This is a genomic window from Photorhabdus temperata, assembly GCF_025384845.1.
GTDB lineage: Bacteria > Pseudomonadota > Gammaproteobacteria > Enterobacterales > Enterobacteriaceae > Photorhabdus > Photorhabdus temperata.
In genome coordinates, this window is record NZ_JAJAFX010000014.1 from 66327 (window position 1) to 80289 (window position 13963).

The 13963-nt window shown below is 43.3% G+C and carries 10 protein-coding genes; 1 reads left to right on the forward strand and 9 read right to left on the reverse strand.

Annotated elements, in window-relative coordinates:
* Positions 1 to 12: 12 nt before the first annotated feature.
* The 4 genes from treB to glyA all read right to left on the reverse strand — a co-directional run bounded on the left by treB (position 13) and on the right by glyA (position 5192).
* Complete coding sequence (gene treB, locus LGZ99_RS07605) at positions 13 to 1434, reverse strand: PTS trehalose transporter subunit IIBC (protein ID WP_021323911.1); 1422 nt, start codon at positions 1432 to 1434, stop codon at positions 13 to 15.
* A gap of 142 nt (positions 1435 to 1576) precedes the next feature.
* Complete coding sequence (treR, locus tag LGZ99_RS07610; protein ID WP_021323912.1) at positions 1577 to 2524, reverse strand: trehalose operon repressor TreR; 948 nt, start codon at positions 2522 to 2524, stop codon at positions 1577 to 1579.
* A 76-nt stretch (positions 2525 to 2600) separates the two neighbouring features.
* Positions 2601 to 3746, reverse strand: a complete 1146-nt coding sequence (locus LGZ99_RS07615; protein WP_036838183.1) for a 3-phenylpropionate MFS transporter — start codon at positions 3744 to 3746, stop codon at positions 2601 to 2603.
* A 192-nt stretch (positions 3747 to 3938) separates the two neighbouring features.
* Positions 3939 to 5192: a serine hydroxymethyltransferase gene (gene glyA, locus LGZ99_RS07620; protein ID WP_036838181.1), complete on the reverse strand. Its 1254-nt coding sequence runs from the start codon at positions 5190 to 5192 to the stop codon at positions 3939 to 3941.
* A gap of 365 nt (positions 5193 to 5557) precedes the next feature.
* Here glyA and hmpA point away from each other — a divergent pair, with 365 nt between their 5' ends.
* Entirely contained in the window at positions 5558 to 6748 is a 1191-nt protein-coding gene (gene hmpA / locus LGZ99_RS07625) for an NO-inducible flavohemoprotein (RefSeq protein ID WP_036838178.1), read from the forward strand.
* Positions 6749 to 7357: 609 nt separating this feature from the next.
* Here hmpA and glnB read toward each other — a convergent pair.
* The 5 genes from glnB to LGZ99_RS07650 form a co-directional block, all read right to left on the reverse strand.
* A complete protein-coding gene (gene glnB / locus LGZ99_RS07630; RefSeq protein WP_004847623.1) occupies positions 7358 to 7696 on the reverse strand; it encodes a nitrogen regulatory protein P-II in 339 nt (112 codons plus the stop codon).
* Positions 7697 to 7711: 15 nt separating this feature from the next.
* A complete protein-coding gene (locus LGZ99_RS07635) occupies positions 7712 to 9334 on the reverse strand; it encodes an NAD+ synthase (protein WP_036838176.1) in 1623 nt (540 codons plus the stop codon).
* Positions 9335 to 9411: 77 nt separating this feature from the next.
* Positions 9412 to 10749 (reverse strand): two-component system response regulator GlrR, encoded by a 1338-nt coding sequence (gene glrR, locus LGZ99_RS07640; protein WP_021323916.1) that lies wholly within the window; start codon positions 10747 to 10749, stop codon positions 9412 to 9414.
* On the reverse strand, positions 10746 to 11588 hold the full coding sequence (qseG, locus tag LGZ99_RS07645; protein WP_262979000.1) for a two-component system QseEF-associated lipoprotein QseG: 843 nt from the start codon (positions 11586 to 11588) through the stop codon (positions 10746 to 10748). Before qseG ends, glrR begins: the two co-directional genes overlap by 4 nt.
* 3 nt (positions 11589 to 11591) lie before the next feature.
* Entirely contained in the window at positions 11592 to 13031 is a 1440-nt protein-coding gene (locus LGZ99_RS07650) for a sensor histidine kinase (protein WP_023044228.1), read from the reverse strand.
* Between the last annotated feature and the right edge of the window lie 932 nt (positions 13032 to 13963).

Below are 13963 nucleotides of genomic sequence, written 5' to 3' on the forward strand. Positions count from 1 at the left end.
TTTTTAACAGAATTATTCAACAGCTAACATACCGCTCATATTCTTCTTTCGATAAACAACCGTAGTCAGTACCAACGGAACAATAACGGCTACAAGCATAGCTAATGCGTAGATTGCCCAAAATTGCGGTTTGATCGAAAGGATACCGGGCAAGCCACCAACACCAATACCGTTTGCCAACACACCACTTAACCCACAAATCAACCCGGCCAAACCTGAACCAATCATGGCGCAGAGCATAGGGAATCGATATTTGATGTTAATACCATACATTGCCGGCTCAGTGACGCCTAAATAGGCGGAAATAGCGGCGGGTACAGACAATTCACGCTCATTACGCTTTTTGCTGATCAATATAATGCCAACGACCGCTGAACCCTGAGCAATATTGGATAATGCAATAATCGGCCAGATCGGTGTACCACCGATACTTTGAACCATCTGCATATCAATAGCTAATGTAGTTTGATGTATACCCGTGATAACCAAAGGCGCATAAAAGAATCCGAATAAAGCCGCACCGACAGGCGCAAAACTTCCCGTCATCAACGCCTTAACAACCCAGGCGACTCCGTCGCCAATTAACCGGCCAAACGGCCCAATAAGGCTATGTGCTAAAAAGGTTGCCAATATTAACGAAACTACCGGAACAACCACTAAATAAAGATAACTAGGAACCACCTTCTTTAATTGAATTTCAATCCACCCCAACGTAATACCCGCCAAAAGTGACGGAATAACCTGCGCCTGATAACCCACTTTTCCAATCGTGAACAGGCCAAAATTCCATATATCAGGGATCTGTTGCCCTAATTGATAAGCATTCATAAGTTGCGGAGATACCAGGGTTATTCCCAATATAATTCCTAATATCGGGGTTCCACCCATTGTTCTGACCGCAGACCAACAAATACCCACCGGCAGATAGAAGAATATTGCCTCTCCTAACAGCCATAAAAAATCATATATTGTTTTCCAAACAGGATATATTTGAGCTAAAGTTTTACCGTCACTAAAAGGAATATCACCAATAATATTACGGAAGCCCAAAATAAGACCGCCACTAATTAATGCCGGCAAGAGAGGAAAAAAGATTTCTGCAAACTGAGAAATGACACGTTCTTGCCATTTCATATTCTTTTTCTCAGCCTGTTTTATATCTTTTTTACTTAATTCAGTTTTATCAAGATAGCTATTTAAAACCTGATAATAATCACCAACATTCGTGCCTATCACGACCTGGAACTGCCCTGCATTGGTAAAGCAACCTTTAACCATCGGCAGATTTTTTATTTCATCCGGTTGAGCTCTAGTCGGTTCAACCAAAGAAAATCTCAACCGGGTAATACAATGCGTTACACTGGCTATATTTTCACAACCACCGATCAATGTAATTAATTTTTCTATGTCTTTATAATTTATTTTATTTTTCATAATAGCCAGTCATCATAAGTTAGTATCAACTATGTCATACTTAGTAAGATAATTTCATCCTAATATCATTTAGTTATGCTTGTCATGGGAACGTTCCCAAAAATGCGTTAACGATCACATTGAATCAACAATATTCTTATTTTTAAGCCAACTTACTCGAAATGATTACTTGCTGTTTAGGACATTTCTGGTTTATTTGAGCTATTAATTGACCAGCGGCATATTTACCAGCTTCACCATAACCCAAATCTACAGAGATCGTATCAGGGTACAAAAAGTTCAGCAAAGGAGTACTACCAATGCTGCCTATTTGTATATCTTCCCGGTTATTTTGTTGTAAATACTTATATGCGCCTAATGCCAAGCTATCGGTTGCACAAATTAAGGCCGTCGTTTCCTTTCTTAATACCTTGTCAACATGCTGAAAGCCACTCTGATAGTTTAAATCACATTGAATGGAAAGCGGGCGTAACGCCTTCTGTTCACAACAATTCAGATAGGATTGATGACGACGAAAACCTGTCGTGGCATCACAATCGCGTACACCAAGAAAACTGATCTCTCTATGACCTTGTTGATAAAGTTCATCCATTAATAAACGAACAGCACCAACGTCGTCATAGCATACAGAAGAAAAATCAGTATATTCGCGCGCAAATACCACTATTTTGTCACGCCAGGGCAAAAGGGATTCTTCCGGCAATCCGGTGAAACCAAACAAAATAACACCATCTGCATGACGTAATGCCAACTGACGCAGATGTTCCTGTAAAAGCTGGGGATCAAAATTACTTTCCATGATAATGGGGTCATAACCATGCTGATAAAACAGCGGCAACATCGCACTTATTGATAAATTTTCCGAAAAAGATCCCAATCGTGACACAATTAAAGCAATAATTTTGTCACTTTTCACTCGCATCGCTCTCGCTGATTTAGAGGGAATAAAGTTATTTTGATGAATAATTGTTTCAACTCTTTCACGTACTTGTGGACTAACGCTATTTTCGTTGTTTAATACCCGCGAGACGGTTGATTTACTGACATTAGCCAGACGTGCAATATCTTTTATTGTTAATTTATTCGACATGATATCTCATGAAAACATTATTATTAGAAGTATCCAGTTTCTTACAAAAATATCATAAGAAACTGAATTCATGTTGTTAATAATGATGAGCTTTAACCTGTGGTCGCAGGAAAATAGCAGGAAAAGCAACTAAGGCCATTACCCAGAAAATACCGCTGTGCAGATAATCATACATAAATCCTGCAACTACCGTCATAACAGCGATACCGCCCCCCATTGCCAGTGCAGAATAAGCCGCCTGCAAACGAACAATTTCCCCTTCCTTTCTCGCGCTGATAAAACGCATGGCTGCCAAATGGCAGACAGTGAACGTACCACAATGCAAGATTTGAATGATAATCAACACCGGTAATATCGTGAATGAGCCCATTAATCCCCAACGGACAACCCCACATATACCGGAAAGCAACAGAAGATTACGGGCATTCCAGCGCCGGAATAATTTATTACTCAGCGTAAAAATAATCACCTCAGCCACTACCCCCAACGACCAAAGATAACCAACTACCGCAGCGGAGTAACCTGCTTTTTCCCAGTAAATCGCACTGAAGCTGTAATATCCCGCGTGAGCGCCCTGCAATAAAGCCACGCATAGCAGGAACCGGCATACTGATTTTTCAGACAATAATTGTTTAAATGACACAACATCAACTTTAGCTGACTTGGCTTCACCAACAGGCATGATGGAGGGTTTAAGCAATGTCGCCAACAACGTTGACAAAACACTGAACAGTATGGTTATCAGAATAACCTGATGTCCCCAGACAGAGATCAATTCCCCGGTCAGCGCCGAGCTGATAATAAAGGCAATGGAACCCCAGACGCGTATTTTGCCATAATCAAAAGGAAATTGTTTTTGCCATGTTCCCGCCAATGCATCACTTAATGGCATCATCGGCGAAAAAAACAGGTTGAAACCAATCATAATGAACAGCAGCCATGCCCAGTGATTTCCCAATGTAAACCCGATAATAGAAATCAGGGTCAGCAATGCTAATACACGCAGCGCGAAAATAAGTTTTGCGGGATTTTTAACGGTAGGCGCGATTAATAAACTCCCCAGGAAACGGGAAACCAAGCCCGCACCCAATAAAATCCCCATCATATCGGGTTTTATTCCCTCACCCTGGAGCCAGACTGCCCAGAAAGGCAAAAATATCCCGTAAGAAAAGAAATACGTGAAATAATCTAACGCCAGCCAACGTGTCGACTGAATAACCATTAATCCTCCCTGGTTAAAAGTGCAAAAAACCCGCTCAAAACTAACTTGATTAGCTTAAGAAATTAAGATACCAAGGGCTATTCTAAGATGGACATTCCTACGGAAAATCCATCCGTCATTCCTCTAAATATCTCGCTTAAGCAAACAATGTCAGCCGGAGCAGGTTTTGTAATGACTTATTGAAATTATAATTTATGCGTAAACCGGATATTTTGCACAAATAGCCAGAACTTTTTGCTTAGTCGCTTCAATGATCGCTTCATCATTGATGTTGTCCAATACATCGCACATCCAGCCAGCCAATTCACACGCTTCAGCTTGTTTGAAACCACGGCGGGTAATCGCCGGCGTACCAACACGCACACCGGAAGTCACAAATGGGCTCTTCGGATCATTGGGTACACTGTTTTTATTTACCGTAATGTTGGCACGGCCCAGTGCAGCATCGGCATCTTTACCGGTGATGTTTTTGTCAACCAGATCCAGCAGGAACAGATGGTTCTCAGTACCACCGGAAACCACTTTGTAGCCGCGTTTCAGGAAGACTTCAACCATTGCTTTAGCGTTATCAGCAACCTGATGTTGATATGCTTTGAATTCCGGCTCCATTGCTTCTTTCAGTGCAACCGCTTTGCCGGCAATAACATGCATCAGAGGTCCACCCTGACAACCTGGGAATACAGAAGAATTCAGTTTCTTATACAGCTCTTCGTTACCACCTTTCGCCAGGATCAAACCACCCCGTGGACCCGCCAGTGTTTTATGCGTGGTAGTCGTCACGATGTGAGCATGAGGAACCGGGTTAGGATAAACGCCTGCGGCGATCAGGCCAGCGACGTGCGCCATATCAACGAACAAATAAGCACCAATGCTGTCTGCAATTTCACGCATTTTTGCCCAATCAACAACGCCGGAGTAAGCAGAAAAACCACCGATAATCATTTTTGGCTGGTGTTTTTGGGCTTGCGCCGCGATATCGTCATAATCAATTTTACCGCTGTCATCAATACCGTAAGGTACGATGTTATATAACTTACCAGAGAAGTTAACTGGAGAGCCATGAGTCAAATGACCGCCATGTGCCAGATTCATCCCCAACACAGTATCACCCGGTTGCAGCAAAGCCATATAAACCGCCGCATTCGCCTGAGAACCCGAATGTGGCTGAACGTTGGCATAATCAGCACCGAATAACGCTTTAGCACGATCAATCGCCAGTTGCTCAACAACGTCTACATATTCACAACCACCGTAGTAACGTTTACCCGGATAACCTTCAGCATATTTGTTAGTGAGCTGGGAGCCTTGTGCCTGCATGACTCTTGGACTGGTATAGTTTTCAGAGGCAATCAACTCGATATGTTCTTCCTGACGAACAACTTCTTGTTCCATCGCCTGCCATAGTTCGGGATCATAATTAGCAATATTCATTTCACGCTTTAACATTGGGTTCTCCAGACTCAGCTAACTTCTCTTCAAACAACACCCCAAAGGGCAGAATGGCACACAGTGTAAACCCTTTTCACTGAATGAGATAGTCTTGACAAAATATTTTACGCAAACGATTGCACATCAATTACAGCAAGGCATCGGTTCTTTACAGGCATAACAAAAACTTCCTGTATTTTCCCTCATTATCGGAATTTGTGACCTTGGTCAGCCCCCGCCTTAGTGTAAATATCTCCCAAGAATATTTTTTCACCATAAAGACCACACTTTATATTTACAACATCCTCAAAAAATTATAAGTTGTATTTAAATTACATGTTATAACTTTCATTATCACTTGAAAGAGATTCAGGAGCTTCACCATGCTGGATAGTCAAATCATTGCAACTGTCAAATCAACTATTCCACTGCTTTCTGCCACTGGCCCGAAACTAACCGCCCATTTCTATGAGCGGATGTTCAAACATAACCCTGAGCTAAAAGATATTTTTAACATGAGCAATCAACTCAATGGCGATCAGCGTGAAGCCCTGTTTAATGCTATCTGCGCCTATGCAGCCAATATTGATAATTTGGCAGTACTGTTGCCGGCAGTTGAAAAAATCGCACATAAACACGCCAGCCTGAATATTCAACCAGAGCATTATCAGATTGTCGGAACTCACTTGTTGGCAACATTAGATGAAATGTTCCAGCCGGGAAATGAAGTGCTGGACGCCTGGGGAAAAGCGTACGGTGTGCTGGCTGATGTTTTTATCAATCGTGAAGAGCAGATTTATCATCATGACGAATCAGTTGATGGTGGTTGGCGTGGTTTACGCCCATTCCTTATCAACCGGAAACAGGTAAAAAGTGATGTGATTTGCAGCTTTGAATTTGTGCCACAAGATGGCGGGAAGGTGATGGATTATAAACCCGGCCAGTATCTGAGCATTTATCTGGAAGATGACAGTTTTGATAACCGCGAAATTCGCCAGTATTCGCTGACAGCAGCTCCAAACGGTTCCAGCTACCGGATTGCTATCAAACGTGAGCCACAAGGGACAGTTTCCAACCATATGCATGATAAGATGCAAGAAGGCGATACTGTCTGGCTGGCCGCTCCACGTGGGGATTTCTTCCTTGATATTCAGCCAGAGACACCGGTTACGCTGATTTCTGCCGGCGTCGGCCTGACACCCATGATAAGTATGCTGCATCACCTCCACCAGCAAAATCACAACAATCAGATTAACTGGTTACATGCGGCGGAACACGGCGGTCATCATGCGTTTACCAATGAAGTGACCACTATTGCACAGGCAATGCCAAATCTTAGCAGCACCATCTGGTACCGTGAACCAAGAGATGAAGACCAGCAAGGCGTCCATTATCAACACAAAGGTTTTATGGATATGGCGGTGCTGAATGACGCACTGAAAACGGCAGGAATGCATTTCTATTTCTGTGGCCCGGTTCCCTTTATGCAATATGTAGCAAAACAACTATTAGATATGGGAATTGATAAGCAATATATTCACTATGAATGCTTCGGTCCGCATAAAGTGATTTAACTTTTTAGTTTAATTGAGTTTGTTTGTCATGGAGCCCGTCCCATTGGACGTCAGCTCCATTGATTTTAAAAATCATGAATAAATCGGATTAAAAAGATGCTGAAATACCTTATCTAGATTAACGATGTTACACTTATTATGTGCATCTACCATCGTTACACTTATTATGTGCATCTACCATCGCTGATTAATATATTTAACCCCAATTCTGCTTAAGAACAGAGATTTCAGAAGCACATAGATTCAAACTCGGTCTTATCGCTTGGAATGTAAATGTGCCGCTTCTATGCGTTTCGTGCATTGACTCAAGCATTTTTATGCCGATAACGTATCAATAGTCAGTTTGTCGGACATTTGTTCAAGCTCACTCTAGCTCAGTCCGGTGATTTTCATCACCGTTTCACGGTCGATACTCATACTTCGGTGACTGTTCTGCCAGTCGCCAGATAAAACCCTCCGAATACTTTGATTTTATATGCAAATATTTCATCGCTTAATCTATTCAGACCTCAGACTACGGTCAGCAAACACCGGCTATCTATCAAGATCCCAATGTTTATTAGAGGGTGGCCTTTGATTTGCCTGTTACCACCCCCAAAGTTAAATTATCTAAATCGCCTCTTCGTCCTGTTCACCGGTACGAATACGCACAACACGGGCAACATCGAATACAAAGATTTTACCATCACCGATTTTTCCGGTTTGCGCGGTCTGCATAATGGTTTCAACACAGGTATCGACAATATCATCTGCCACAACAATTTCGATTTTTACTTTTGGCAGAAAATCCACCATATACTCTGCACCGCGATACAGTTCTGTATGCCCTTTCTGACGTCCAAAACCTTTTACTTCTGTCACAGTCATACCGGTGATGCCCACTTCAGCCAGCGCTTCACGTACATCATCCAGCTTGAAGGGTTTGATAATCGCATCAATCTTTTTCATGAAGTTTTCCTGTTGTTACCAGTTCTTACGACCGAAACCAGAGGTAATCGGGTAGCGTCTGTCTTTACCAAAATTGCGTGGGGTAATACGCGGACCAACCGGCGCCTGACGACGTTTATATTCGTTGATATCAACCAGACGAATCACTTTGCGTACAACCTGTTCATCAAAACCCGCTGCCACCAGCTCTTCAACTGATTGATCCTGTTCCACATAACCCTCCAAAATATCATCCAGAATGTCATATGGCGGTAAACTGTCCTGATCAAGCTGCCCCGGCGCCAATTCTGCCGATGGCGGACGATCAATCACTCTTTGAGGTATCGCCGGAGAAACGGTATTACGATATTTTGCCAATTCAAATACCAATGTTTTCGGTACATCTTTCAGCGCATTAAAACCACCCGCCATATCACCGTATAATGTGGAATATCCCACAGCCGATTCACTCTTATTGCTGGTCGTCAGCACCAGACGATGACGCTTATTGGACATCGCCATCAAAATAACGGCACGGCAACGCGCCTGTAAGTTCTCTTCGGTGGTATCTTTGGCAGTACCAGCAAACAGAGGTTCAAATTGCGTCATAAACGCATCAAATACCGGTTCGATCGATACCACATTAAACTCAATACCCAGCATATCGGCCTGTTCTTTGGCATCTTCTATACTCATTTCAGATGTATAGCGGAACGGCATCATCACCGCCTGTACATGATCTTTACCCAATGCATCAACTGCAATTGCCAACGTCAGGCCAGAATCAATACCACCAGATAAGCCTAACAGAACGCCTTTAAAGCCATTCTTACAGACATAATCATGTACTGAAAGCACTAACGCCTGATATATCTGCTGCAATGGCGGTAATTGAGGCGCCGGATTAACCATAGGTTCGATATTTAATTCATTAAAACGGCACTGCTGGATTTGTTCATTAAATGCGGCCAACCGGTGAGTTATTTCACCACTGGCATTAAAGACTTTGGAACAACCGTCGAAAATCAATTCGTCCTGACCACCAATCTGATTAAGGTAAATCATCGGTAAATCTGTACGCTGGCAATGTTCTTTAATTAATTCATAACGGATATAAGGCTTTTCACGGTTATATGGAGAAGCATTGATAGAAAGAATTAAATCCGCACCAGCCTGTTTCAAAGCATCAACCGGTTCATCAAACCATAAATCTTCACAAATCAGCAGACCAAGGTTATATCCCTTGAATGGTGCCACGCAGCTTTGATCGCCCGCTTTAAAATAGCGTTTTTCATCAAAAACACCATAATTCGGCAACCGTTGTTTAAAATAACGGGCCAAGATTTCCCCTTGCCAGAATAAGGAAAGCGCGTTGTAAATTTCCCCATCCTGCTCCCAAGGATGACCAACCAAAATAGCGGTCTGGCAACTGGCAGCCTGTAAACGTATAAGCTGCTCGCGACAACGCTGATGAAAATCAGCGCGGAATAATAGATCTTCTGGAGAATAACCGGATAGCGCCAGTTCAGAAAACATCACCAAATCAGCGTCTTGTTGCTGTTGTTCCTGCACTGTTTGCAACATACGTTCGCAGTTGCCTTCAATGTCGCCAATCACCCAATTAAGCTGTGCGAGGGTAATATTAAGAGTACGGCTCATACAATTTGGCTCTCCCGGGCCATCAATCTATCTATATATCAGTTTTCAGTGTAAAAACTTCCTGAGCAGCAGAAAAGTTATTCTTTAAAATCATTCGCATCTAATTCATGACGCGCCAGTAATTTGTAGAATTCAGTCCGGTTACGCCCCGCCATACGCGCGGCATGAGTCACATTACCTTTGGTCATTTGCAGCAACTTACGCAAGTAATTCAGCTCAAACTGATTTCTGGCTTCGGCAAAAGTAGGTAATGCTGTGTTTTCCCCTTCCAGCGCCTGTGTAACCAGCGCTTCACTAATCACCGGTGCGGTAGTCAACGCGACGCATTGTTCGATGACATTCACCAGCTGACGCACATTTCCCGGCCAACTTGCCGCCATCAAACATTTCATTGCATCGGCAGAGAAACTACGGACAAAAGGTTTATGGCGCTTCGCTGATTCACGCAACAGATGATTCGCCAGTAAAGGAATATCTTCAACCCTGCCATTCAAAGCAGGAATTTTCAAGTTAACGACATTCAAGCGGTAATAAAGATCTTCACGGAATTCATTTTTTGCCATTGCTTTCGGCAAATCACGGTGAGTCGCTGAGATAATCCGCACATCAATATCCAGATCACGGTTACTTCCTAACGGGCGTATTTTACGCTCCTGCAATACCCGCAATAATTTAACCTGCAAAGCCAGCGGCATATCCCCAATTTCATCAAGAAACAGCGTTCCCCCCTGTGCAGCAAGGAACAACCCTTCACGACTGCTGACCGCACCGGTAAATGCCCCTCTGGCATGACCAAACAGTTCTGACTCAAGCAATTGTTCCGGCAACGCGCCACAGTTAATCGCAATAAATGGCTTTTTCGCCCGTGGACTGGCGCGGTGAATTGCTTGGGCTAACACTTCCTTCCCCGTACCACTCTGGCCGTTTATCAGCACGCTCACATCGGATTGCGCAACCATTCGTGCTTGTTCCAACAAGCGCAACATAACGGGACTGCGGGTAACTATCTGTTCCCGCCATTGTTCATCACCAGCGGGGGTGGATAACGCCAATGCGCCATCAATTGCTTTATACAACGCATCCCGATCAACAGGTTTGGTCAGAAAACTAAAGACGCCTTGCTGAGTTGCCGCTACTGCATCTGGAATGGAGCCATGAGCCGTCAGAATAATGACCGGCATACCGGGTTGCTGCTTCTGGATTTCAGCAAACAACGCCATACCATCCATTTCATCCATACGCAAATCGCTGATCACCAAATCGATCTTTTCTTTAACTAACAGTTTCAGCGCTTCACAGCCACTTTCTGCGGTTGTGACACGAAAACCTTCGCTGGTAAGACGCATTCCCAGTAATTTCAACAAACCCGGATCGTCATCAACCAGAAGAAGATGGGCTGGCTTACGCGCGGTCATTGTGCTGCTCCTTTATCTGATTCAGAGGTATTACCTGGCTTGCTGTTTTCGCTGGGTGATGCTGCTGCCGGCGTCTCAGTATGTTCATTTGAGCTGCCTGAGCCAGTACTACCCTGATTTTGCTTACGGGAAGAGAGCTGACGCTCAATATCTGTCAGGTTTTCCAGTTTACGGGACGTTTCCTGTAGTTCAAATTCCAGCTGTGCACGGCTTTCGCGCAGGCTATCAATTTTATTATCCGTATCCGCCTGTAATTTTTGGAATTTTGCCCGCTCTTCCGCAACTGCAATTTGCTGAATCTGCTGTTCGCGCCACAATTTTAATAATGGTCGCAATGGTTCTGGGAATCTCAGCCGATATTTATTAAGATTTTCAACTATTTTCCGACGTTCAGCCAACGTTGGCCCAGCACTGTTAAGCAAAATACTTTGCCTGAAAGCCAGATCCCAAGTAGCCGGAACGATGTATTTCGCTATATTACGGGCTCTGGCTGACGTCAGGAGATCTGAACAGTCTATCAGTCGCAGCCAGTAAAGCGCGTTCTCAACCGACTGCGGCGTCTCTATATCCCACATCACATCGCAATCTGCGACACGATAATCTGTCACCTGCTGTTCTGGGATTACCATCTGGGCAACTGTGGTTAAATCGTGATTAACCGGAGCCTTGACGCAACCCGTCAATAAAAAAGGGGCAAAGATCAGCGGAATTATTCTGAAACCCCAAACTGAAACTCGCGGTAACAAGAGTCTGGCGACAAAAGCGTTTTTCTCAGGCTGCACTGCAATATTCTGCCGATCCGTCTTTTGTACAAAACGGTAAGTAGACCTGTTATGCATTATTTATTCATTCTCAGCAGTTAATGGCAATTCAATACGAAAACAGACGTCAGCAAATTCGCTCTGAATTAATAACAGTTCGCCCCCCATACGCTTAATACAATCCTGCGCAATACTGAGCCCAAGACCGCTGCCTTTCACTGCGCCTTTACGCTGGAGCGTTCCCTGGTAGAACGGTTCAAAAATCATGCTACGTTCTGATTCAGGAATTGGTGTACCTGTATTGGCAACATCAATTTGAACACATTTGCCGATCTGACGACTTGAAACCCAGATGTTACCGGATTCAGCGCCATAGTGCACCGCATTGGAGTAGAGATTATCAATAACCCGCATTAATAGTGTCGGTTCTGCCCAACAAATATCAGTATTAAGCTGAATTTCTGTCAGAATATTCTTTGATCTCGCCGGTAAACTGTGTGATAAAACCACTTCATCAACAATTTCCCGTAAAGAAACCTGCTGTTGTTCCATCGGGCTATCTGCCAGTTTACGGTTATAATCCAGTAATTGCTCGATCAATTGCTGTAAATGTTTACTACTATTATCAAGAATCGCAACCACTTCTTGCTGATCAGCCGTTAATGGGCCTGCCACTTCATCAGCCAATAATTCTGTTCCTTCCCGCATACTTGCCAGCGGTGTTTTCAATTCATGAGAGATATGACGCAAAAACTCATGGCGCTGTGATTCCAACCAGGCCAATCGTTCACTGAGCCAAACAATCCGCTGCGCCAAGGAACGAAGTTCTCTTGGCCCCGGAAAAGAATCTATACGAACCCCCAATGATCGCCCTTCGCCCAGTCGGTTAATCATTCGTTCAATACCTTTAACCGGCCCGATAATCATACGGGTAAATAACGCGACCAGTAATGCACTAAGCAGAAACAAAATGAGACTCTGCCAGCCAAAAAATTGGCCTTTATCAGCAATATCTCTCTGTAGCTGCTCTCCCCGGCTGAAAATAACATCACGGGTAGCCTGTACCATCTGACTATTGGCATCAGAGAACTGTTCAAGCAACTGAGCGGCGGGTTCGGTGGGTTCACTATTGAGACAAGTGATTTTTGTTAATTGCAACAGTAAGTTGTCAAGCGTCTTAATATGCTGCTGATCATCAAGTATCGCCATCTGATCTTTCAGCATCTTAGAATATTGTCGATATTGCCTTTGGTAGAGGTTTTCCAGCGTTTTATCCCCCAACACACAATATTGGCGGTAACTGCGCTCCATCTCCAGCGCAATACCCGTCATCGCCTCACTGCGGCGGGCATCAGCCAACGTGGTACGGTTTATATCGGCCGCTTTCTCACTGAGCTGATCAAGACTTTGATAAGCCTGATAAGCCAAAACCAATAACGGCAATAACACCAGCCAGAAGGCCATGACAACTAATTGGCGCAATGAGCGCGGAAACAAACGCCATTTTTTCAAGGAAATCATCTCACAACCTGCCAGTACACTTATGCTAACCGACAAAGGGCAGATAGAAAAACCCATCGGCGGGTAAATTTTGCTGCTACTGATAAATAGTTAAGATGCGAACAATCAACAATGGCGCAGGCAGAAACCTGGAATTATGATGGCGGGATAGTAGTTTTTGCTACTACCCCGCCAGTGAGGATAACGTATGTCTGCTGTTTATCTACAGTCAAACATAGGTTGGTGCCTCACTCCACGTGTCGCCCGATGTTTGATAAGGCCCGAAAGCGATATCACTGAGTTGGACGGTAGGCACCTTACTCTGGCATCATTCGATAGTTTATGTGGTATATCTCCACCTTGTTGTGGACCGACATAAGAAGTTGAATGAGCAACTGGGCTAACTTAATGCAGGTTCCGTGCCAACGTTAAAATTAAAATCATAACAAATTGATTTTATTATTAAAAATAAAAAACTTAACGTTTCAGCTACAAAATATCTTGTTTCTGGCATAAATAAAATTTGTCTTCTGTCGCCAATTACAGACACCAGAAATCATGAAAATAAAAATATATATAAATCAAATAATTAAATGTCTCCTTTTTGAGACACTCATAATGGCGCTTGTCGGGTAATTGAGACAATGAAGAAATAGGGCCTGAATTCCCAAGAATTTCCGGTATAAGACTTTTACATTTGAATCAGTAACATTAATATCATTCAGATAGAAGAAAAGTTGTCTTGCTAAAGATTTCATAAACCCTGTAGGCGACCATAAAAAACATAAAAAATTAAATTTAAAAACTAAAACACTATATTTAAGTCAAAAACACCAAAATAATAAATCAAAAATACACAACACGCATTAACCTCCCCGCCAAGCTATTTCATGCAATCATTAGAATTGTAAATTTTATTTTATAGTCTAGTATCATTAGAGAGTTACAACCAT